The sequence below is a fragment of the Halomonas sp. ND22Bw genome, assembly GCF_003011945.1.
GTDB lineage: Bacteria > Pseudomonadota > Gammaproteobacteria > Pseudomonadales > Halomonadaceae > Halomonas > Halomonas halophila.
The window spans coordinates 1-22,749 of record NZ_PXWD01000006.1 but is presented as its reverse complement, the minus strand read 5'-3'; the positions used below and the strand labels follow the sequence as shown (position 1 = coordinate 22,749).

General features: G+C 69.6%; 18 protein-coding genes. All 18 read right to left on the bottom strand.

Annotated features, from left to right (window positions below):
- Positions 1 to 24: 24 nt before the first annotated feature.
- Positions 25 to 639 carry a GNAT family N-acetyltransferase gene (locus CVH10_RS09345; protein WP_106488487.1) on the bottom strand — a complete coding sequence of 205 codons (615 nt, stop codon included), beginning with the start codon at positions 637 to 639 and terminating at the stop codon, positions 25 to 27.
- Positions 623 to 4,276, bottom strand: coding sequence for a type VI secretion system membrane subunit TssM (gene tssM / locus CVH10_RS09340; RefSeq protein ID WP_106488486.1), 3,654 nt, complete (start codon positions 4,274 to 4,276; stop codon positions 623 to 625). The genes CVH10_RS09345 and tssM overlap by 17 nt, the downstream gene beginning before the upstream one ends.
- Positions 4,277 to 4,322: 46 nt before the next feature.
- Complete coding sequence (tssA, locus tag CVH10_RS09335; RefSeq protein ID WP_106488485.1) at positions 4,323 to 5,759, bottom strand: type VI secretion system protein TssA; 1,437 nt, start codon at positions 5,757 to 5,759, stop codon at positions 4,323 to 4,325.
- Positions 5,760 to 5,771: 12 nt separating this feature from the next.
- Positions 5,772 to 6,452, bottom strand: coding sequence for a type VI secretion system-associated protein VasI (gene vasI / locus CVH10_RS09330; RefSeq protein ID WP_146142922.1), 681 nt, complete (start codon positions 6,450 to 6,452; stop codon positions 5,772 to 5,774).
- The gene (locus CVH10_RS09325; RefSeq protein ID WP_369335761.1) at positions 6,449 to 8,035 is read right to left on the bottom strand and encodes a sigma 54-interacting transcriptional regulator; all 1,587 of its coding nucleotides are present in this window, start codon (positions 8,033 to 8,035) and stop codon (positions 6,449 to 6,451) included. Before CVH10_RS09325 ends, vasI begins: the two co-directional genes overlap by 4 nt.
- A gap of 1 nt (position 8,036) precedes the next feature.
- On the bottom strand, positions 8,037 to 10,697 hold the full coding sequence (tssH, locus tag CVH10_RS09320; RefSeq protein WP_106488484.1) for a type VI secretion system ATPase TssH: 2,661 nt from the start codon (positions 10,695 to 10,697) through the stop codon (positions 8,037 to 8,039).
- 50 nt (positions 10,698 to 10,747) lie between these two features.
- Positions 10,748 to 11,560: a type IVB secretion system protein IcmH/DotU gene (icmH, locus tag CVH10_RS09315; RefSeq protein ID WP_106488483.1), complete on the bottom strand. Its 813-nt coding sequence runs from the start codon at positions 11,558 to 11,560 to the stop codon at positions 10,748 to 10,750.
- A 3-nt stretch (positions 11,561 to 11,563) separates the two neighbouring features.
- A complete protein-coding gene (tssK, locus tag CVH10_RS09310) occupies positions 11,564 to 12,898 on the bottom strand; it encodes a type VI secretion system baseplate subunit TssK (protein ID WP_106488482.1) in 1,335 nt (444 codons plus the stop codon).
- Positions 12,898 to 13,452 carry a type VI secretion system lipoprotein TssJ gene (gene tssJ / locus CVH10_RS09305; protein ID WP_106488481.1) on the bottom strand — a complete coding sequence of 185 codons (555 nt, stop codon included), beginning with the start codon at positions 13,450 to 13,452 and terminating at the stop codon, positions 12,898 to 12,900. The genes tssK and tssJ overlap by 1 nt, the downstream gene beginning before the upstream one ends.
- Positions 13,449 to 14,771: a type VI secretion system-associated FHA domain protein TagH gene (tagH, locus tag CVH10_RS09300; protein ID WP_106488480.1), complete on the bottom strand. Its 1,323-nt coding sequence runs from the start codon at positions 14,769 to 14,771 to the stop codon at positions 13,449 to 13,451. Before tagH ends, tssJ begins: the two co-directional genes overlap by 4 nt.
- Before the next feature lie 4 nt (positions 14,772 to 14,775).
- Entirely contained in the window at positions 14,776 to 15,795 is a 1,020-nt protein-coding gene (gene tssG / locus CVH10_RS09295) for a type VI secretion system baseplate subunit TssG (RefSeq protein WP_035594087.1), read from the bottom strand.
- Positions 15,759 to 17,522 (bottom strand): type VI secretion system baseplate subunit TssF, encoded by a 1,764-nt coding sequence (gene tssF / locus CVH10_RS09290; protein ID WP_035594085.1) that lies wholly within the window; start codon positions 17,520 to 17,522, stop codon positions 15,759 to 15,761. Before tssF ends, tssG begins: the two co-directional genes overlap by 37 nt.
- A gap of 7 nt (positions 17,523 to 17,529) precedes the next feature.
- Positions 17,530 to 17,964 carry a type VI secretion system baseplate subunit TssE gene (tssE, locus tag CVH10_RS09285; protein WP_035594083.1) on the bottom strand — a complete coding sequence of 145 codons (435 nt, stop codon included), beginning with the start codon at positions 17,962 to 17,964 and terminating at the stop codon, positions 17,530 to 17,532.
- A 4-nt stretch (positions 17,965 to 17,968) separates the two neighbouring features.
- Complete coding sequence (gene tssC / locus CVH10_RS09280) at positions 17,969 to 19,453, bottom strand: type VI secretion system contractile sheath large subunit (RefSeq protein WP_106488479.1); 1,485 nt, start codon at positions 19,451 to 19,453, stop codon at positions 17,969 to 17,971.
- Between the two features lie 28 nt (positions 19,454 to 19,481).
- The gene (gene tssB, locus CVH10_RS09275; protein ID WP_035594079.1) at positions 19,482 to 20,000 is read right to left on the bottom strand and encodes a type VI secretion system contractile sheath small subunit; all 519 of its coding nucleotides are present in this window, start codon (positions 19,998 to 20,000) and stop codon (positions 19,482 to 19,484) included.
- Between the two features lie 612 nt (positions 20,001 to 20,612).
- Positions 20,613 to 20,756, bottom strand: a complete 144-nt coding sequence (locus CVH10_RS27235) for a hypothetical protein (RefSeq protein ID WP_369335760.1) — start codon at positions 20,754 to 20,756, stop codon at positions 20,613 to 20,615.
- 106 nt (positions 20,757 to 20,862) lie between these two features.
- Entirely contained in the window at positions 20,863 to 21,741 is an 879-nt protein-coding gene (locus tag CVH10_RS09265; RefSeq protein WP_146142921.1) for a tetratricopeptide repeat protein, read from the bottom strand.
- 106 nt (positions 21,742 to 21,847) lie between these two features.
- Positions 21,848 to 22,749 (bottom strand): tetratricopeptide repeat protein (locus CVH10_RS09260; protein ID WP_146142920.1); only part of this gene is annotated, 902 nt, incomplete at its 5' end.

Below are 22,749 nucleotides of genomic sequence, written 5' to 3'. Positions count from 1 at the left end.
CCTCCTTGCGAGGCGCGCCGCCGCTTAGGCGCCGCGCGTGCGTTCGCGTTGATCGTTCCACTCTACCGGGGCCTCGAAGCTGGCCACGCCGCCGGCGTCCACGTGCATGCGCCGGAATCCCGCCGCCGCCAGGCTGGCCGGGGCGGCGCCCTGCAACGGCAGCCGGGTCTGCAGCGGCGTGCCCATCAGCTCGCGCCGGGCGGCCAGCAGCAGCCGGGCGCCGTGGCCGCGGCCCTGCCACTCCGGCGCGATGAAGAAGAAGCGCAGCTGCCAGGCCGACTCGTCGTCGCGCCGACATACCAGCAGCATGCCGAGCACCGGGCCGTCGCCGTGGCGAAGCGCCAGCAGCCGGCCCTGCCAGTGCGCGACCCGGTCGCCCTCACGCTGCAGCCAGAGGCCGCGATGGACCACGAACTCCAGCGAGCGGCGCAGGGTCTCGAGGCGGCTCTCGTCGCGCAGCACCCAGGGGGACAGCCCCTCCCCCTCGGCGCGCCGCGCGGCCTCGAGCAGCAGCGGGATGTCCTCCACGGTGGCCTCCACCAGCCCCGGCGCCGCCTCCGGCGGCGCGGAGTCGACGGCGGGAGCCGCGGCGGACCGGTTCGGCGACGCGCCCAGCCAGCGCTTAAGCGTCGTCAGCATCGTCCTGCCCTCCGTCGGCGTAGAGCGCCCTGGGCAGGCGGAAGCCCGCCACCAGCGACCGGGTGAAGGGATTGCGCGGCCCGTCGGCGACCAGGCGGTAGCGCATGCTGCCGCCGTCGACCCGGAAGCTGAGCTCCAGCTCGCGCTCGCTGGCGCCGGTCAGCTGGGCCTCGTCGAGCAGGCGGAACCAGGCCCAGGGGCCGTCGCGGCGCAGCGTGCGCGGCGAGCGATTGACCTGGCTCGGCACCAGGGTGACGCGGCTCTCGTTGCTGTCGCGCAGGCCGTTGGGCCAGATCATCGGCACCCGGCGGCTGGCGCCGTGGGCGTAGTCGATCAGCTGGCCGTCGACGCTGATCACGCCGCGGCGCTTGTCGGCGCTGAGGCTCAGCGGCTCCAGGCTGAAGGGCACGTCGAGCACGCCGTCGCGGTTAAGGTAGGCCTCGCGGATGCGCTCGGCGCGCTGCACGGCGTCGAGCACGCCCTGGCGCAGTAGCGAGTCGCCCTCGGCGTTGCGCAGGGCCTCCGGCGCGCCCTCGATGAACGGCTTGAGGTTCTGCTGGTAGAAGGCGTCCAGGGTGCCGTCCGGGGCGAAGAACTCCTCGAAGTCGGCCAGCGACACCTCGCGGGACGCCTGGGGTGCCAGCGGGTAGCGACCGGCCAGGCGCTGCTGGAAGGGCACCACGACCTCGTCCATCCACTGGCTCTCCAGGTGGCGGATCGCGCTTTCCATCAGCAGCTGCCAGCTCTGGTCGGCCAGGCTCTCGAGCATGCCGCCCACCGGCGCCGGGGTGTCCTCGGCGATGCGCTGCAGCGCCGCGATCGGATCACCACCCTGCAGGGAGAGGCGGTCACGGGCCAGCAGGAAGGCCTGCTGGCCGCGGTCGCCGGCCTCGTCGACCTGGCGCAGGTAGTCGCGCAGGTCGCCGACGGCGTCCTTGATCTCGTCGAGGTTGGAGGGGTTGTCACCGCGCGACTCGGTGAGCGCGTTGAGTTCGGCGAAGTGGCGCGCGATCTCGCTGGCCAGACGATAGCGCGGCGACTGCTGCAGGGCCTGGCGCGCGGCCTCGTCGTCCGCCGGCAGCTCCGGATAGAGACGGGTCTGCTGCGACACCTCGCCCAGCAGGCGATCCAGCGGACGGCTGGCGCCGAGCAGACCGTCGGCCACCACCACCGCCTGGTGAAGGTCGGGCAGCGGCACCAGGCGGATATCGGCCAGGGCCTCGCGCCAGGTGACGTGATAGTCGCTGGCGTAGCGCTCGCGCAGCGCCTCCTGCAGGCGCCGGCGGTCGGCCTCGCTGAAGTCGATGTCGTCGCGCTGGCCGAGCACCCAGGTATCGATCAGCGCCAGCTCGGTGGCCTGGTCCAGCCGTTCGAGGAAGTAGCCCTCGAAGCCGTTGCGGGTCAGCAGGCCCGGGATGCGCACCCGCTCGGCCTCGTCGTTGCGGGCCATGAACACCAGGCTGAAGGCCGAACCGACGCTCGAGCGCAGGTCCAGCGGCGCGGCGCTGCCCTGGGAGATGCCGGCCTTGAGCGAGGCGTACACACGCTCGGCCATGGGCTGGCGGGCGAGCTCCTGCTGGGCCGCCTCGATGCTGCCCTCGAGCGGCGCCATGGCGTCGCGGGCGCCGGGCGTGCCGGCCTCGGCGTGGCCCGCCAGGTCGGTGTAGGCCAGGGCGTAGTCGAGGTGCGCCAGCAGGCGGCGTTGGACGTCGCCCTGGCCGGGGAAGGCCGCCTGCCAGCGGTCGGCCATGAAGTCGTGCACGCGCTGGGGCTGGCGGCCGCTGGCGTCGGACATCATGCGCAGGATGCGCAGCAGCGCCAGCTTGTCGTTGCTGCCGTCCGGCGCGCGGTTCATGTCGTCCATGATGCCGATCATCAGCGCCGGCAGGAACTGCTGCTCGAGCAGGCGCAGGTAGGCGTTGTCGACCTCCACGCCCAGCTCGTGCCCCTGGTAGAGGCCCATGTCGGCCAGCAGCCAGGGCCGCGAGCGGTAGTCGCCGAACTCCTGGGTCGCGCCGAGCAGGCGATCCAGCGGCTCGAGCAGCGCCCGGCCGGTGGGATCGTCGCTCTGCCAGTGGCTCGGTCGCACGGCGAGGAAGGCCTCGGCCTTGTCCTCCACCGCGGCCAGCGCCTGGGCGTTCTTCTCGTAGAAGTGGTACCAGCCGCCGACCAGGGCCGCGCCGCCGAACAGGCAGGCCAGCACGCTGGCGCGGCGGAGACGATGGCGGCGGCGTGCCGCCCGGGCGTTGTCGCCGGCCAGCCCCGACTCCGGATAGATGATGCGGTCGAACAGCTCCTCGGTGAAGAACAGCGCCGAGCTGGTGGCCCGGTGGGCCGGCTGCACGCCGTCGCTCATGCCGTAGCGCCGCGCGGCAGCGTCGACGAAGGGATCCTCCGGCACGCCCTGCTGGTAGACCGAGGTGAAATAGGCGCCGCGCACCATGGCCGCGGTGGAGAAGCGGTCGCTGGACAACGCCTCGCCGATGAAGCCGAGCAGCACGTCGCGCAGGCCGGCCAGCTGGCGCACGAAACGGAACACCGCCTCGCGCTCGTCGCGATCGCGGCATTCGGCCAGCAGGTTCGGCAGCGTCTGGTTCAGCCGCTCGAGCATGCCGTCGTAGGCCTCGGCGAACTCCTCCTCCCAGCGGCCGGGCTTATCGAGGGACGCGGCGGAGAAGGTGAAGCCGAGCGGGGCGCGACGGGCGGCCCGGGAGTAGTGACGGAAGAAGTCGTCGAAGCCGTGCAGCAGGTCCATCTTGCTGAAGGTGACGTAGACCGGCAGGCGGCTGCCGTGGCGCTCCATCAGCTCGCGCAGCCGGGCCCGCAGCAGCGAGGCGTAGGCCTTGCGCACCGCCACCTCGGCGTCGCTGAGCCGCGCCAGGTCAAGCACCAGCACCACGCCGTCCAGCGGACGCCGCGAGCGGTGACGCTCCAGCCAGTCGACGAAGTGATCCCACAGCCGGCTCTCGAGCTCGGCCGGCTCGCCGCCCTGCAGCGCGCCCTGGGTCAAAAGCTCGCCGTCCGGGTCGATCAGCACCGCCTTGTCGCCGATCCACCAGTCGAAGCCCAGCCGGCCGCGCTTGCCCTGGCCGGACGCCTTCATCACGTGGGTCAGGGCGAAGTTCTGGCCCGAGCGATTGATCAGGCTGGTCTTGCCGGCGTTCTCGACGCCCATCACCAGGTACCAGGGCAGCTTGTAGCGGGCGTTGGCGCCGCCGCCGAGACTGTCGGTGAGCTCATGCAGGGTGGCGTCCAGGCTCTCCTCCTGGCGCTCGACCTGGCCGAGCACCGGGTCCTGCTGACGCTGCGACTCGTGGCGACGCTCCTCGTCGAGGGCGCGCAGGCGCCGCGCCAGGCGGATGCCCCACACCACCGCGACCACGCCCAGCAGCGCCAGGCTGGCCAGCAGGCGATTGAGCCAGGGGCCCAGCGGGCGGCTGTCGAATACCTCCCACTGCGGCCCCAGCCACCAGATGGCCACCAGCAGCGCGACCACCAGCAGCCCCCACAGCCAGGCACCGAGCCGCTTCAGGCCCTTGGCCCGGTTGGCGTGTCCCCGCGCCTGGTTGAGCTGGCTGTCGGCCCGGGACATGCCCGGCACCCAGCGGCTCAGCCCGGCCTTCACTTGTTTCCACATGAGCCTTGCTCCCTCGTCCCTGTCGATTCCGTCGGATCGCCGTGTGTCATGCCTCGAGTACCGCCGCCAGGCGGGCCGGCAGCGCCGGCTCCCAGCCTTCCAGCGCGAGGTTGGCCACGGCGTCCTGCAATGCCTGGTAGTGCTGCCGGGCCAGCGCGGCGAGGCCGGCCTCCCTCAGCAGATCGGCGCTGGCCAGGCGCCAGTAGACGCCCTCGCGGGGCGAGGCCGCCGCCGCGAGCCCTTCGTCGAGCACCGCCAGCGCCGGCGCCAGCCCCTCCTCGGCGAGCCGCTCGCGGGCCGTCTCGAGGCCGGCCTGCCAGGGATCGCCGCCGCCCATGGCCGCCGGCGCCCCGGGGCCGGCCACGTCCGTCAGCCAGGTCTGCGTCTCGCCGTCGAGGAAGGCGGAGCCGTCGCTGAAGGTCAGCGCCTCGATGCCCGGCAGGCGGTCGACGAAGCGCGCCGTCTCGTCGCGAATCGCCTCGGCACAGCGCGGCTGCTCGAGCCGCCGCGCCACCTCCGCGCTCAGACGATGTCCCTCGAGCCAGTAGGGGCTGAGCGCCAGGCTGTTCTCGATGCGCCGCCAGTCCTCCGGCGTCGGCCGGCCCGCGGCGGCCTCGCGGTACTCGGCAACCCGGTCGGCGGAGACCGGCGCCAGCTCGGTGCGCTGGCCGTCGCGTGTCATCGGCAGGCCCTGGATGGCGTGCCACACCGCGTGGCGGCGCAGCCGATAGCCGAGCGCCTCGCCAGGCGACTGCTCGTTGAGGAAGTCGGCCATCTTGAGCAGCGCCTGGCGGTTGCCGCGATCGTTGCCGGACTCGAGCCGCGCCTCCGGGGCCTTCGGCGCGGCGGGCTCGGCCTCGGCGGCCGTTGCCGCCGCGCGGCTCGGTTCGCCACCGCCCGCGGGCGCCGCCAAGGCGCCGGACGCCGACGGCGCCTCGGCGCTGGGCGTGGCCTGATCGAGCAGCCGCGAGAGATCCGCCAGCGCCTCGTCCGGCAGCTCATGGCCGGCGGCCCGCTCGCGCAGCCGGTCCAGCGCCGCACGGCAGGCGGCGTGATCCTCGGCGGCGCCGAGAAACTCCAGGCCGCCGGCCAGCGACAGCGCGCGCTGGGTGAACTGCTGGAACAGCTTGGGCCGGGCCCGCTTGCCGCGCGGGCCGGCGAAGGGATAGGCGGCCTCCCACCAGGCGTCCAGCGCGCCGGCCAGCAGCTCCAGCGACAGCGCGAAGCGCGCCGGATCGCCGTCGTGCTGTAGGCAGTGCAGCAGGTGGCCGAGCACCTTGAGGTCCTTGCCGGTCTCGGACAGCAGCCGCGCGGCGCGGGTCTCGGCGCCGCTCCAGTCGACCTCGCCGTGCTGCAGCGAGCCGACCTTCATCATCTGCTCGTCGAGCCAGTCGAAGTCCTCGTGATCGGCCACCGGTTCGCCGACGCCCTCGGCGAGGGGCGCGAGCAGCGGTTCGAGCTGATGGGGCTGGGTAATGCGCATGTCGTTTCCCCCTTACCAGCGGCACATGGCGCGCAGCGGCGCGATCGCCGTGCGCCAGCCATCGAGATCGAAGCGCAGCCCGTCGATGACCGCCGTGTCGCTCGACAGCCGCAGGCGTTCGCCGCCCAGCAGGCGCTTCAGGGTGCCGATGGCCGGCAGCCCGCGCCCGCCGCTGATCACGTGGCCGCCGTCGAGCACCCGCCAGGTCTGGTCGAGCGCGACGCCCTCGCCTTCCAGCCTGAGCGACACCCGCGAGCCCTCGAGCGGCTCGTGGAGGTGCAGCTGGAAACGGGTGATGGCGTCGTCGCAGCTGATCACCAGCAGCGGGCGCGGCGGCACCGTGCCCAGCGCCGGGGCGCTCATCAGCACGGTGTCGGCGGTCTCACGGGTCATCACGCCGACGTCATCGGCGTCGCGCTCCGCCTCCTGGGCGGCCACGGCGCGCCACAGCGGGGAGCGCGACTCGTCTGCCACCGCCGCGGGGCGGTCGCGGAACAGGTCGTCGTAGCATTCGAGCCGGCCCAGCCGCGAGGGCTGCTCGGCGCAGGCCTCGGCGGCCTGCAGGCGCGTCGCCGGGTCGCTCTCCCCGACATCGCTCCGGGCCTGGCTCGCGGCCGGCGCCAGCCCGGCGGCCAGCAGCAGGGCCAGGCCGGCCAGCCGGCGCCGGGCGGGGTGTCGATCGTTCACGTTCATGGGCTATCCAGTTGCAGCTGTCGGCACTTGTGCGCCAGGGTCCGCTTGGGCAGGCCCAGGCTCTCGGCGGCCAGGGTGCGGTTGCCGTCGAAGCGCGCCAGGCGCTGACGGATCAGCGTCGCCTCGTAGTCGCGCAGCGCCCGCCGCAGGTCGAAGACGTCGTCCTGCTCGGCCGCCGGCGCGGCAGCGTCGTTGGCCTCATCGTCACGCGGCACCGCAGGCGCCTCGTCGGGCAGCGCCTCGGGGGCGATGTCCTCGCCGTCGCGGGTCATGGCGCAGGCGTAGTCGATCAGGTTCCTGAGCTCGCGCACGTTGCCGGGGAAGTCGCGTTCGGCGAGGGCGCGCAGCACCGCGCGCCCCAGGCCGATATCCTCGCGGCCCTCGCGACGACAGAAGTCGTCGACGAAGGCCCGGGCCAGGGCCGGAATGTCCTCGCGGCGCTCGCGCAGTGCGGGCAGCGTGAGCGGGAACTGGCCGAGGCGGTAGTAGAGGTCGGCGCGGAAGGCGCCCTCGCGGATGCGCCGGTGCAGCGGCTGGTGGGTCGCCGCCACCAGGCGCAGATCGACCCGCCGCTCGTCGTCGCCGCCGAGCGGGCGATAGCGCCCCGACTCGAGCACGCGCAGCAGCTTGGCCTGTAGCGCCAGCGGCATGTCGCCGATCTCGTCGAGGAACAGGGTGCCGCCGTCGGCCTGGCCGAACAGCCCCTCGCGGCGGCGCTCGGCCCCCGAGAAGGCGCCCTTCACGTGGCCGAACAGCTCGGCCTCGAGCAGGCTCTCGGGGATCGCCGCGCAGTTGATCGCCATGAAGGGCCCGTCGCTGCGCGCCGAGACCTCGTGCACGCCGCGCGCCACCAGCTCCTTGCCGGTGCCGGTCTCGCCCTGCAGCAGCACCGCCAGGTGGGTCTCGGCGGCGCGCACCAGCTGGTCGCGCAGCGCGCCGATGGCCGGCGAGTCGCCGAGAATCCGCTGGGCGAGGCGCTCGCTGAGGGTGCGGCGCCGGGCGCCGTCGTTGGCCTCGGCCAGCGAGTCGCGCAGGCGCGCCTGGTGGCGACGCTCGTCGCGCTGGCGAGCCAGCCAGGCCCATAGACGGCACAGCAGCGCCTCGAAGGCCAGGAAGTCGTCGCACTCTGCCAGCGGCGCGAGGCGCTCGGCGGGGCCCGCCAGGGCCAGCACGCCGAGCCACTCGCGCTTGCCGTCCCGCGCGCGAAGCGGGCGCACCGACAGCCGCCAGGCCGCCGGCAGCCCCTCGGTGGCCGCCTGGAAGGCGGGATGATCGAGCCGCAGCCGCGCCTCGCCGAGCCCCAGCTCCATCGGCTCGCCGCGGCGGATGGCATGGGCATAGGGATGGCGGAAGTCGTCGCAGGCCAGCCAGGCGTCGTCGCCGTCCTCGCCCAGCCAGCGGCCGCTGGCGTCGAGGAACAGGCAGCGTGCCCAGGCCAGCCCCAGGCGCTCGCGCAGCAGCGCGAGCCCGCGCCGGCGCAGCTCGTCGGGCGAGTGGCCCTCGACCAGCCGCAGCGCCTCGGCCATGCCGGCCAGCGCCGGGGCTTCGCCGTGGGCCGCGTCGAGCACGCCGTGATCGCTCACCTCAGCCGACCTCCGCGGTGAAGCCATTCTCGTCCACGCCCAGCGCGACGCGGCTCACCGGCTCGCGACGCGCCAGACGCTCGAGCAGCGCCCGGGACACCGGCGGCAGGAGCTCGCCGTCGATCACCGACTCGAGCATCCGCGCGCCGTTCTCGCTGCGGGTGGCGCGCTCGCAGATGGCCTCGGCCAGCGCCGGCGCCAGCACCACCTCGGCCTGGCGGTGGCGGTCGCGGATGCGCCCGGCCAGGGTATCGAGCTTGGCCCCGACGATGTCGTGGAGGATGTCACGAGACAGCGGCAGGTAGGGCACCACCTCCATGCGCGCCAGCAGCGCCGGCTTGAAGAAGTCGGCGAGCACCGGGTAGAGCGCCTCGTCCATCGCCGCGCGGTCGTCGGCATGGCGCACGATGGCGTCATAGCCGAGGTTCGAGGTCATGAAGAACAGCACGTTGCGGCAGTCGATGGCGCGCCCTTCCCCGTCGGCCAGCTCGCCCTTGTCGAATGCCTGGTAGAACAGGTTGAGCACGTCCGGGTGGGCCTTCTCGACCTCGTCGAGCAGCACCACCGAGTAGGGCCGCTGGCGGATCGCCTCGGTCAACAGGCCGCCCTCGCCGAAGCCCACGTAGCCGGGCGGCGAGCCGATCAGCCGCGAGACGGTATGTTTCTCCTGATACTCGGACATGTTGATGGTGGTCAGGAACTGGCGGCCGCCGTAGAGGCTCTCGGCGATCTGCACCACGGTCTCGGTCTTGCCCACGCCACTGGGGCCGACCAGCAGGAAGGCGCCCAGCGGACGCCCGGGGCGACGCAGATCGGCGCGGGCGGTGAGCAGGTGGCGGTGCAGGCGCTCGACGGCCAGGTCCTGGCCCTTGATCAGCCGGCCCAGCTCCTCGGGCAGCTCGGTGAGGCGCGACAGCTCGTCGCGGGTCATGCGCTCCACCGGCACCCCGGTCCAGTCGCCGATTACCTGGGCGATCTGGGCCTCCTCGACGCTGGGATTGACCAGCGAGAACTCGCGCTGCAGCGCCTCGAGGCGGGCCTCGTGCTCGGCCAGCGCGGCGGTGCGGCGAGCGCGCGCCTGCTCGGCGCTCTCGCCACCCTCGCTCTCGCCTTCTGCCTCATTGCCCTCGCCATCTTCGGCACCATCGAGCAGCTCGCGATGCAGGGTCAGGATGGCGTCGACGCACTCGCGCTGTTCGCGCCAGGCGGCTTCCAGGGTCTCGCGCTCCTCGTCCAGCCGCGCCAGCCGCTCGGCCAGGGCGTCGCGATGGGCGGCGTCGGGATGGCGGCCGAGCAGCGCCTCTCGCTCGAGCTGGTCGTGCTCGCGCCGGGCGGCCAGCTGCTCGCTCATCAGGTGGCTGAGGCGGCGCGGTGGCGTGTCCAGGGCCTGGGCCAGCCGGGTGCCGGCGGTGTCGAGCACGTCGATGGCCTTGTCCGGCAGCTGGCGGCCGGCCAGGTAGCGGGCCGAGAGCTCGGCGGCGGCGCGCAGGCCGCTGTCGCCAATCAGCACGCCGTGGGTCGACTCGTAGACGTCGCGCAGGCCGCGCAGGATCATCAGCGCCTGCTCCACGTCCGGCTCGCCCAGGGCGACCGGCTGGAAGCGCCGCGACAGCGCCGGGTCCTTCTCGATGTGCTTCTTGTACTCGCGCCAGGTGGTGGCGGCGATGGTGCGCAGCTCGCCGCGGGCCAGCGCCGGCTTGAGCAGGTTGGCGGCGTCGGCGCCGCCCTCGGCGTTGCCGGCGCCGATCAGGGTGTGGGCCTCGTCGATGAACAGCAGCGTCGGCACGGCCGCGTCCTTGACCTCCTCGATCACCGCCTTGAGGCGCTTCTCGAACTCGCCCTTGACCGAGGCCCCGGCCTGCAGCGCGCCGAGGTCGAGCGACATCAGCTCCACGCCGGAAAGCGCCGCGGGCACGCGACCCTCGACGATGCGCGCCGCCAGGCCCTCGACCACGGCGCTCTTGCCGACGCCGGCCTCGCCCACCACGATCGGGTTGTTCTTGCGCCGGCGACCGAGGATGTCGAGCATCTGGTCGATCTCGGGGTCGCGGCACAGTACCGGGTCGAGCTCGCCGCGGCGCGCCTGCTCGGTGAGCGAGGTGGCGAAGCGCGAAAGCGCGCTGTCGTCGCCGCTTGCGCTTCGGCCCGGGGCCGGCCGCTCGCTGTCGTCCTCGGCGGCACTGGCGGCCTCGGCGGATTCGCGGGTCAGGCGGGCGAAGTCGCGGCGCAGCCGTTCGCGGTTGATGCCGGCCAGCAGCCGCTCGCCGCGGGGCCCGAGATAGCGCCCGGCGTGGTGCAGCAGGGCGGTGAAGATCACCCCGGTGCGCAGCTCGCGGTGCCCGAACTCGGTGCTGGCCAGGAGCCAGGCGTCCTGCAGCAGCTCGACCAGCAGCGGCGAGAAGCTCGGCGTGGCCACCTCCAGGTCGCGCGGCGGCCGCGCGTCCTCGGTGAGCGCACGGCGCAGCGCCTCGGGCTCGATGTCCTCGGCCTCCAGCAGCACGCGCAGGTCGCACAGCGGCTGGTCGAGGCCGGCCAGCAGCAGGTGGGACACGCCCACTTCCGGCGCCTGCTGCTCGGCGCACAGCGTCGCGGCCCCTTCCAGTGCCTGGCGGGCGATGGCGTTGAGTCGGCCGATCAGTGCCGGTAGCTCTACCCTGAGCATGGTGTCTCCCTCGATATCGTAAGCAAGCGGTGGTTCGACCCGCCCGGCGGCTAGTCGATGATGCGTTCCAGCAGCAGGCCGACCTGGTCGGCCTGCTCGCCCAGCGTCCACGAGAAGCCGACGTAGACCAGCGCCATGGCCAGCGCGAAGAGCGCGAAGATGCCCCACAGCGGCAGGCCGTCGCCCTGACGGCGCGCCGCGGCGAGCACGTTGTCCAGCGGGCGGGTCAGGCTGTCCTCGCCGGGCTCGTCGAGGGCCACCAGCTGGTCGCCCAGCTCGCGCAGGATCTGCTCGTATTCCTCTCGGCCGTGGGGCATGACCTTGTAGCGGCCCTCGAAACCCAGGCACAGGCACAGGTAGATGAAGGCCAGCAGGTCGCGATAGCGGCGCGGCTCCTGGCGCAGCCGCGAGAGGATCGAGAAGACCTTCTCGCCGCCCCAGGTCTCGTTGTGGAAGCGCGCCAGCAGCGAGTGGCCGGCCCACTGGCTCTGCTGGCCCCAGCCGGTGCTCATCACCGCCTCGTCGATGAACGAGCACAGCACGTAGCGATAGGCCAGCAGCGTCGGCCGGTCGTAGCCCTGCTCGGTGAGCTCGACCTCGATGGCGGCGACCTCGTCGACCACCTGGCGGTAGAGCTGGTCGATGTCGTCGAGCCGGTCGAGCTGGCGAACCCGCACCACCATGCCCAGCAGCGAGCTGGCGGCGTCCACCAGCGGGTTGAGGCTGTGGCCGCGCAGCCGGAACCAGTAGTCCTCGTCGGCGTCCAGGTGGTTGGCATGGCTGTGGATCAGCCGCTCGAGGCCCTGGACGTCGATGCTGTCTTCGTGGCGACGCGCGTCGTCGCGAGTGGCGAGATCGTTCATGGCTTAGCTCCTGATCGCCCAGAACTGCATTTCCAGCCCCGGGAAGTCGCCGGCGACGTGGAAGGCGAAGCCGCTGGCCCCGTTGAGCATGCTCCAGGCCTCGCTCTGACGGTCGAGGCGGAAGTAGGTGTAGCCGGCATGGAACGGCAGCTGGCGCGGCGCCACCGGCAGCGGCTCGAGCGGAATGCCCGGCAGCTGCAGGCTGATGAGGTCGCGGATGCGCTCGACGCTGGCCACCTTGGTCTGCTGCACGAACAGCTTGCGCAGGCGCTCCGGCGGCAGGTCCGCGCGCACCGCGAGGATGAAGTCGGCGTCCTCGAGCAGGCTGCGGTCGGCCACGGTGGCGACCTTGAGCCCGTAGCGGCGCGACTGCAGCTGGATGGCCATGGCGCGCGGCTCGAGCACCGTGGACAACGACTGGCGCAGGCTCTGCATCAGCGGCCGGAAGGCGGCCTCCGGGCGGTCGTGGTCGTAGGCCGGAAACTCCGGCGGCAGCCGCGACTCGGCGGTGAAGGTGGTCAGCTCGCAGCAGGTCTCGTGCATGTCGGCATAGAGCCGCTCGGGATGCAGATGGCCGAGCCGGGCCAGGTGCTGGAAGCGCGGCTGGGCGCGGTTGAGCGACTGCAGCAGCATGAAGTCGGCGACATCGGCGACGCCGGACTGGTTCGGCGTCGACAGGCGCTGGGCCAGGTTGCGCGCGCGCTCGCGCATCAGCCCCGCCATCTCGCCGACGAAGCGCTGCAGCACCGGCGCGGCCTGGACGTTGAGCAGGGTCGGCAGGAAGTTCTCGTCGAGCACCAGGCTGCCGTCGGGGCGCCGTTCGAGGATGCGCGCCACCGCCAGGCAGGCGTAGGCGCTGCGGTCTTCCTGCTCGAGCAGCAGCCGCGGCGCCACCCGCGCCAGGTCCAGGTCGGCGATGTCGCCGACCCGCGAGTGCAGGTCGCGCACGCCGCGCGACTCGGCGCGATAGCGCGAGGCCAGCGACGAGGCTTCCCAGCTCACCTCGGCCACGCCGTCGGTGGCCAGCGGCACGCCCAGGTAGACCACCTGGTTGGCCACCGAGGCGTCGTCGATCTCCAGCGCCGGCGGCTCCAGGTCGTCGTCGGGCAGGTGGAAGGGCGTGCCGTCCGGCATCACGCCGCTGGCCCGGCTCAGGGCGATGCGCCCGAAGCTCAGGTACTCGGCGTTGAGCTCAAGGGTCAGGAAGCCGTGCAGGTAGCCGCCGACGCCGCGCAGGCGGGTGTCGACCAGCCCCTGCAGGCTGCGCTGCTGCTGCTGGAAATGCTGGGGCTTGATGAACAGCCCCTCGCTCCAGACCACGGGATTGCGACTGGCCATCAGGTCTCCTTCCTCAGCGCGGCCTCGCGCTCCATCAGTTGCACCAGCAGGTGGTAGTCGCGCCCCTGGGCGTCGATCTTCACCACCTTCTTCCACTGCGCCTGGTTGGGGTCGGCGTAGAAGGCGATGATGCCGATGTAGCGGGTGTCTTCCTCGACCTCGAAGGGCTCGTAGAACTTGAACTGGCCGGGCAGCAGGGTGAAGTCATCATGCGCCAGGTAGTTGGTGCCGAGCGCCTCCTCGAGGTCCTCCTGCAGCTGGCGATGGTCGGCCGACATCAGCATCGAGTCGTCCTTGAGCTGCAGGATCTGGAAGCGCAGCGGCGTGCCCTCGCCCTCGACGTTGGGGTTCATGTCGTCGGCCGCCAGCATGCTCAGGTCGACCCGCGACGGGCGATCCTCCGGATAGCCGACCGGGATCGAGGGATCCTTGATCACCTCGTAGGTCTTGCCGGCGGCCTCGAAGGTCGAGGCGCAGCCGGCCAGCATCGCCAGCGCACCGGCCAGCGCCAGGCCCCGCGCCAGCGGCGCGATCCCGGCCCGGCGGGGGATCATGCCCCCTCCCGCTGCTGGCGGCGCACCGACTGGTCGTAGGCCTGCTCGAAGACCTCCCAGAACAGCTTCTCGAAGCCCTGCTGGCGACCGGAGTTGAGCTCCTGGTAGTAGTGGCGATACATCTCCCAGGCCCAGCCGTCCTCGTCCTCGCCCTGGCGGCCGGCGCCGCGGTAGGCCTGGAAACGGCGCAGCAGCGCATCCGGCGAGAAGGCGTCGAGGATCGAGCGCAGCGCGGTGCCGATGGCCTCTTCCACCGCCGCCTGGTGCTGCTGCTGGTGCTCGAGGCACTCGGCCACCGCCGCCGGCGCGGAGAGATGCACGGGGCTGCGCTGGGCGGCGAACAGGGTGGTCAGGGTCTGCTCGTAGGACTGGCCGAGACGCAGCGGGTTGTCCTCGATCGGCTGCAGGCGCCTGTCGCGCAGCGGATAGCGGCTGCCGTCATGGACCTGGTGCAGCGCCAGCAGGCCATCCACCGTGGCCTTGAGCGTGCGCCCGGCCTCCTCGAGGAAGGCGTGCTGCTCGGCGCTGTCGCGGAAGCGCAGCTCGCCGCCGAGGGTCTGCAGCAGCGGCGAGGCGCCGACGTGGCCGACCTCCCCCGCCGCCGGTTCCTGCCAGCGATCCTCGAGCTGCTCGCCGACCGAGCGTTCCAGATCGTTCAACAGCCGTTCGTCCATGTCGGGTTCCTCGTAGCGTCGGTTACTCGGCGCGGCCGTCATGCCGGCCGCGCCGCCCTGCCCGTCCAGGGCATCGAGCAGTTGGTGATGATCGTCCGCGCCGACCATGGGGTCGTCGGCCAGCGCGGCCATGGGGTCCTGGTGGCGCCGGGCGGGAGAGGCCTCGCCCAGCGCCTCGAGCGGATCGTGCTGGGCCCGCGGCGCGGCGGCCTCGGCGGGCAGGATCTCGGTGGCCTCGAGGGTCTCGTGCTCGTCGTCGACCAGGGTCGCCAGCGGCTGCACGCCGGCGGCGTCGGCCTGGCGGTCACCCAAGTGCACGCGCAGGTGGTACTCGCCCACCTGCAGCTCGTCGCCGTCGCGCAGCGCCACCCGGCGTTCGCGGCCGATCGGCAGGGTGGCGTGGTTGACGAAGGTCTGGCCGCTGCGGTCGATCAGGCAGAAGCGCCCGTCCAGGCGCTGGATCTCGGCGTGGCCGGGCCGCACCCGGCCGGCGTGGTCCTGCAGCAGCCAGTCGTCGGCCGTCGCGCTGCCCAGGGTGCCGCCGGCCGCCGGGAAGACATGACTGCTGGTGGAACGGCCCTCGAGCCGTTCGCTGTTGGTGACCACCAGGGTGATGGCCTGCTGCTGGGAGAGCGTCGCGTTCATGGGTTCACCGTGTCATCTGAATGCGTACCCGACGGCGCCGGGCCGTGGCGTGGGCCTCGGGCTGCACGAAGGTGGTCCAGCCCAGCTGGCAGCTGCCCCCCTCCCCCAGGCGCATGGGTCTCACTTCGCTTTCCAGGAGCTCGAGCTCCAGGTCGTAGGCCAGGGGCTCGCGCAGCACGAACTCCATCAGGGTGCGCAGCGCCTGGTGGTCGCGGCCGTCGGGCAGGAAGTCGCGGAAGCGCTCCAGGTCGAGGCCGTGCAGGCGCAGCGCGAACTTGCCGCTGATATCGTCGACCCGACTGCCGGCAACCATGTCCTGGCCCAGGGTCGAGGCCCCCAGGCCGGTGCGGGTGCGCTGGTCGGGCGGAATCTCGACCCGCCGATGCACCCAGCTCTCGACCTCGACGCCGTCGAGGTCGAAGCAGTGGCCGACGATGCCCGCCACCACATCCGGCGAGCGCGAGCGACCGGCCAGCAGGCCGGCATAGGCCAGCATCTTGCTCCAGTTGATCGGCGTCTCGCCGCGCAGGCGGTCGTCGGCCAGGCCGACCAGGGCGAAGATCGCCGCCGAGAAGCCGTCCGCCGCGCCGTCCTGGTAGCGCACGTGGTGGCGATACTTGCGCCAGCCGCGATGCAGCAGCGACAGCACCCGGTGGTTGAACAGGTTCAGGAAGTCGCCGGCCGCGCCCTCGCGATGGGCCTCGGCGTGGGCCATCGCCTCGAGGTAGTAGCCCGGCAGCGGCGACTGGGCGCCCTGCAGCCCCAGGAAGCTGACGCGCATGTCGTAGTGGCCGGCCGGGCTCGGCGTCAGCGAGAGGATGTCGCTGCCCGGGAAGCCCAGCGAGGCCGAGGCCTGGAAGCGCACGCGCTCGCCGGCCGGGTCGGCCTCGCGGTCGCCCTCGAGGTCGTCGCCGTGATGCCGGTGGAGCAGCTCCACCAGCTGATAGAAGTCGTAGCGCCGGGCCCCGTCGACCAGGGGAGCGAGCGCTACATCAGGGGCTGCTGGCCCGGCTGCAAGGTCCATGCGTAGCGCTCGCGGTTATGAAGGTTGATGACGTGCAGCTCGTGGAACGAGTTGATGCTGGCGTACAGCGAGAAGAACCGGGCCAGCACGCTGGCGAACAGGAACAGGCTGCCCTCGTCGCCGAAGGCCTCCTGGTCCAGGGTCATCTCGGAGCGCAGCCCGCGCACCGGCAGGCCGCGATGCAGCCGGTCCACCGGCTGGGTCTGGATATCGACGATGCCGGCCAGGCGCTTCTGGGCGATGCGCTCGGCCTGGCGGTCGACCAGGGCGCGGAAGTCGTAGACGCGAAGCACCGAACACAGGGCGTCGCGGTCGAGCAGCGACAGATAGTTCAGCGACAGGTTGGAGATCAGCGTCCACAGCAGGCTGCCGTCCAGGGTCGGCCGCATGGCCGGCGTCGGCCGGGTGATGTTGCGAAACTCGGCGAAGGCCGGGCTGTCCTCGGTGGGCACGCAGACGTCGCCCACGGTCAGCCGCTCAGGCAGCTCGCGGTTGCTGCAGGTGAGGCTCAGCGAGATGGTCTCGCGCAGCCCCAGGCAGGCCTGCTCGTCGCCGCGCACGAAGGAAATGTCGTGATCGAAGCCGTCGCCGCGCAGGCTGTCGCGCACCCGCACCCGGTAGTAGCGGGCCTCGCGGCCGCGATCACGCTCGATCTGATGCTCGAAGCTCTCGAACGGCACGTAGCGGCGCGGCTCGCCGCGGATACGGCCGGTCTCGCTCTCGAGCCAGCCGTCCACCGCATCGACGCTGAACACCTCGTAATGGGCGGGAAAGCGGCTGCTGGGGCGGATGCGGTAGGCGCTGTGCTCGCCGCCGAGATCGACCGGGTCGGCGTCGTGCTCGAACAGGTTGATCGCCGGCGTGCAGTACAGCGCCAGGCTCTCGTCGCCGACCCGGGCATCCGCCGGCAGGGTGCGCGAGAAGGTGAAGCGCAGCGTGAGGCGCTGGGCCGGACGCGACGGCAGGAAGTCGCCGAGCCGCTGCAGGTCGAAGAACTGGAAGGCCTCGGGGAAGCACAGGTATTCCTGCAGGATCCGGTAGCCCTGGTAGACGTTGCGCGGGTACGGCAGCAGGGCATCCTCGGCGGCGAAGCCCACCGGCGCCATCAGCCGCGTGGGCAGCGCCATCGGCTGGCCGTCGACCTCGAGCTCGATGCCGGCCAGATAGTGGCTCAGCCACAGGTAGAGGGTGCGCGCCGTGTAGCCGCTGCCGCCGAGGTGCAGGCGCAGGTCGCCCACGCCCAGGGCGTCGAGTGGCTGGTCGCTGTGCACCGCCAGGTCCAGCTCGACCACCGAGGCCTCGCGGGAGTGACGCGCCGCGACGCCGTCGTGGGCCAGCGGATAGAGCGTCAGCTCGTGGCAGGTGCGAAAGCCGCAGGCGGTGCCCTCGACCTCGCGGCTGGACAGGCTGGTGCCGCGGGGCACCGGCTGGGCGGCGCTCAGGCCGTGCCAGTGCGGGGTGAACTGCACCATCGTCATGCTCGGCACCGGGCGCAGGTAGTTGGGCCACAGCATGCCGATCAGCGAGTGGGTCAGCTCGGGAAACTCGTCGTCGACCTTCTCGCGCAGGCGACCGGACAGGAAGGCGAAGCCCTCGAGCAGGCGTTCGACGTCAGGGTCGGTGCTCTGCTCGGACAGGAAGCGGCTGAGGCCGGGATTGCCTTCGGCGAATTCCCGTCCCTGGCGCTTCAGGAAGTCCAGTTCGTCCCGGTAGTAGCGGTTCAGCATGTCGGCCTCAGTTCAGGCACTGGTAGCGCTTGTCGTTGAGCAGCAGGTCGATGGTGGTCTGGGTCGTGTCGCGCCCCAGATCGAGGATGGCCAGGACCTGGAAGCGCAGCTGCAGCGGATTGCCCTCGTTGGGCAGGGTCTCGACCTGGACCCGGCGGACGCGCGGCTCGTAGCGCTCGATGCACTCGCGGATGGCGCGCTCGACCTTGAGTTCGAGGTCGAGCACGCCGAGCGTGGCGTCGTTGAAGTCGAGCAGGCCCAGGTCCGGGGCACATTCGCTGTGCCCCGGATGGCTGTTGAGCAGGTCGACCAGATGGCGCTTGATCGAGGCCAGGGTGGCCTCGACCGCCGCATCGCCCTCCGGCACGGGGCGCGCCGGCGTCGACAGGCGCTCGAACAGCCGGGCGCCGAGCGGTCCGCTTCGATCCCTGAAGGCGGTCATGACGTCAGTCCTTGTCGAGGCGTCCCACCAGCGACAGCTCGAAGTTGGCGCCCATGTACTTGAAGTGCGGACGCACCGCCAGCGACACCTGATACCAGCCCGGATCGCCCTCGACGTCGGAGACCTGCACCGAGGCGGCGCGCAGCGGACGGCGGCTGCGCACGTCGGCCGGCGGATTCTCCTGGTCGGCGACGTACTGGCGGATCCAGGTATTGAGCTCGCGCTCGAGATCCTGGCGCTCCTTCCAGGAGCCGATCTGCTCGCGCTGCAGCACCTTGATGTAGTGGGCCAGGCGATTGACGATGAACACGTAGGGCAGCTGGGTACCGAGCTTGTAGTTGGTCTCGGCCTCGCGCCCTTCCGGGGTGTTGGGGAAGGTCTTGGGCTTCTGCACCGAGTTGGCGGAGAAGAAGGCGGCGTTGTCGCTGCCCTTGCGCATGGTCAGCGAGATGAAGCCTTCCTCGGCCATCTCGAACTCGCGCCGGTCGGTGATCAGCACCTCGGTGGGAATCTTGCTCTGCACCTGGCCCATGGCCTCGAAGGTGTGCACCGGCAGGTTCTCCACCGCGCCGCCGCTCTGCGGGCCGATGATGTTCGGCGCCCAGCGATACTTGGCGAAGCTGTCGTTGAGGCGCTCGGCGAGCAGATAGGCGGTGTTGCCCCACAGATAGTGGTCGTGGCTTTCGCTGACCGACTCCTCGTAGTGGAACGACTTGACCGGGTTCTCGACCGGGTCGTAGGGCGTGCGCAGCAGGAAGCGCGGTGCGGTGAGGCCCAGATAGCGCGAGTCCTCGGATTCGCGCAGGCTGCGCCAGCGGGCGTACTTGGGCCCCTCGAAGATCGCCTTGAAGTCCTTGATGTTGGGCAGCTCCTCGAAGCTGTCGATGCCGAAGAAGCTCGGCGCCACTGAGGACAGGAAGGGCGCGTGGGACATGGCACCCACCGAGGCGGTGTACTGCAGCAGCTTGATGTCCGGCGTGGAGGGCGTGAAGTCGTAGTGACCGATCATCGCCGCCACCGGCTCGCCGCCGAACTGGCCGTATTCGGCCGCGTAGACGTGCTGGTAGAGCCCGCTCTGGCTGATCTCCGGGGCGAACTCGAAGTCGTCGAGCAGTTCTTCCTTGGTGGCGTGCAGCACGTTGAGCTTGATGTTCTCGCGGAAATCGGTGCGATCGACCAGCAGCTTGAGGCCGCGCCAGGCCGATTCCAGGTGCTGGAACCGCTGATCGTGCAGGATCTCGTCCACCTGATGGCCGATCTTGCGATCCAGCTCGACGATCATGCGATCGACGACCGACTTGTTGACCTGCTGGTCATCGTCGCTCTTGAGCAGCTCGCCGATGAAGGCGGCCACGCCCTGCTTGGCCACGTCGTAGCCTTCGTCGGCCGGCGCCATGCGGGTCTGGGCCATCACCTGGTCGAGCAGGGAGACGTCCTCGGTGCTCTCGGCGGACTGAGACTGAGCCTGGGTCTGGGTCGATTCGGTCATGGTGCGTACCTCGCCTCCGTGCGGGGAATCAGGAATCTTTCGAGGGGGCTTCGTCGTCGAGCAGCTGGAGCTCGCTCAACAGCTGGTCCCGGGCTTCCGGGTTCTCGATCAGCGCCTGCAGGCGCTCGCGGAAGGCCGGCACGTTACCCAGCGGGCCCTTGAGCGCCACCAGCGCCTCACGCAGCTCGACCAGCTTGCGCAGCTCGGGCACCTGACGCGCCACGCTGTCCGGCGAGAAGTCCTGCAACGAGTTGAACTCGAGCTCGACGCCCAGCTCGCGGCCATCTTCCTCGGCGCCCTCTTCCAGGCGGTTCGGCACGCTGGTCTGCAGCCCGAGGCCGGCCTCGCGCATCACGGACTGGAAGTTGTTCTTGTCCACCGAGACGGCATCACGCTCCTCGATGGGCGTTTCCTCGGCGCCGCCCTTGAAGTCGCCGACCACCAGCAGCTTCTGGGGCAGCTCGGTCTCGGCCTGCTGATCCCCGGTGGCAGGAACGTACTTGATGTTGATGCGCTCTTTCGGCGCAACGGAGCCTTCCTTGGACATGGCGAACCTCTCCCTGCGAATGGCGACTCTTGATGGAATGACAACAGCCGACTCACCCGCCATGGCATGATGCCGAAACGGGTTCCTCGGAGTTCAGTCAGAAAGCACTGTTTTTCCGCTAGACGAGCACGCAAGCACTCAGCGGATTGAGAAATCGAGCGCGAGGCTAACACTCAACTCTTCGACAAGGCAGAGCACTGACAGCCCCTCACCATGTTTCAAAATGTATCCCGATAGCGAACAAAATCGACAAAGATCTCCAAAATCTCCCAATTGACGCAATTGTGGCGATATCTTCAAGATACGAAAATTACAGCATGCAACATGTAAGATATGTCTTACATAAAGAGAAGCCGAAGGCCTACACGCATCATCAGGCACGTAGGACGCTACCGAGAATGGGACTCATTGATGAAGCAGATACAGGAGCGATGAGAAGGGTCACCACACTCACTGGACGCAGGCTGTCGAAGACGTCACGTCAGAAGGGCTCTCGATAATGAATCGCACCAGCCCCGGTGCCGCCAGACACATGGCTGTGCAGACACCGACCTCTACAAGCCGCAACACGGCATAAGGCTCGCCCTGTACGGCGGCTTTCAGGTACCAGGCCTATGCCTCTCGCGTCATATTCATCATGCGCTGACGACGCTCCGCTTCTCCCATGTAATACATGGCTTCAACATCACCGGCCTCGGCGGCCTGTTCGAGATAAGGCAAGGCCGCAGTCGAGTGCTGGATGTTGTAGAGGCGCATGCCCTCATCTTTGACGGCCTGAATCTCGGGATCAAGGGCGAAGGCCGACAGAGGGGACACCAGCCATGCCAAGAGAAGTAGAGCCGTGCACAATGATCGCCGCATCCTAGAAACCAAAACGCGGGGGAAAGTTAGAGAGAGGAGGTTGCTTATTTAGCCATTCATCGGCTATAGATTTAGCTTCTTCACGCTGTTCATTCGTTACTTGATCGCGACGGAGTCGCATGCTTCTCTCTGATGAAGGGCCACCTACCTCTTCATTAATGGCATATAGAATTGCCCAACCTATAACAGGCTTTATCTCGGTTTTGCAGCGCGGTGAGGCATCCGGATTCAGGTAGCAGTTCGCTAGCCATTTACGGCCGTTAAGATCTCCACCATCGGATGATTTTACCGTCCATTCCCATGAATCTTCATACCTTTCAAGATTGCTTAGAACAGCAGACAACGCATCCATCGCCGGCACATAGCCCTGTTCAGCCGCCTTACGGAACCATTCCTCGGCAGCCTCCAGGCGCCTGGACTCCAGAAAGTACCAACCCTGGCCGCCTCGAATATTCATGCCTAGCCGCGTCTGGGCCTCGGGGTTGCCCGCTTCCGCCGCTTTTTCCAGCCATTCCCGTCCATCTCCACTATCGTCCAACAGGCGATAGATATGGTAGAGCGCCAGCATGGCATCGGTATCACCTGCCTCGGCCTTGGGTAAGGTCTCGGCTAGAGCCTTCTCGCGCCAACCCTCGGCGTCCTCCGGGCATTCGTCACCAGCGACGCAGGCGCCGCCCTGGAACAGACGCAGCATGGCATAGGGTTCGCCATGCTCGGCAGCTTTGAGATACCAGTCCAGGGCCGCTCGCGTCATATTCATCATGCGCTGACGACGCTCCGCCTCTCCCATGTAGTACATCGCCTCAACATCACCGGCCTCGGCGGCCTGTTCGAGATAAGGCAAGGCCGCCGTCGAATGCTGGATATTGTAGAGACGCATGCCCTCACCTTTGGCGGCCTGAACCTCGGGCTCAAGGGCGAAGGCCGACAGAGAGCATGCCAGCCATGGAAAGATCAGCAAAGCTGTGAACCATGGCCGCCGCACTCTAGAAGCCAAAACGTGGGGGAAAATTAGACAGCGGTGGCTTCTTGTTTATCCACTCCTCAGCTAGAACTTCAGCTTCTTTACGCTGCTCACTCGTTACTTGATCGCGGCGGAGCCGCATGCTTAACTCAGATGCATCCCCCCCCACCTCTTCATTAATGGCATATAGAATTGCCCAACCTAAAACAGGTTTCTTATCAGTTTTACAGCGAGGTGAGTCATCAGGATTCAGGTAGCAGATTGCTAGCCATTTACGGCCATTAACATCTCCTCCCTCAGATGATTTTATCGTCCATTCCCATGATTCATCATATCTTTCAAGATTGCTTAGAACAGCAGACAACGCATCCATCGCCGGCACATAGCCATGCTCAGCGGCCTTACGGAACCATTCCTCAGCAGCCTCCAGGCGCCTGGACTCCAGAAAGTACCAGCCCTGACCGCCACGAATGTTCATGCCCAGACGCGTCTGGGCTTCGGGATTGCCCGCTTCCGCCGCTTTTTCCAGCCATTCGACACCCTCTCCGCTGTCGTCCATCAGGCGATAGATATGGTAGAGCGCGAGCATCGCATCGGTATCCCCCTCCTCGGCCTTGGGCAGGGTTTCGGCGAGCGCCTGCTCGCGCCAGCCATCGGCGTCCTCGGGGCAGTAGTCCCCCGCCACGCAGGCGCCGCCTTGGAACAGGCGCAGCATGGCATAAGGATCGCCCTGTTCAGCAGCCCTCAGGTACCACTCCAAGGCATCGCTGGTCATCCCCATATGGGTTATACGATGAGATTCACCCAGGTAATACATCGCTTCTACATCACCTGCTTCAGCGGCTGGCTGAAGTGACCCCCTCCATAGCTGCACAGGGTATAGTGCAGTCATCAGGAGGACAGGATGAGCGACGACAACCCCAT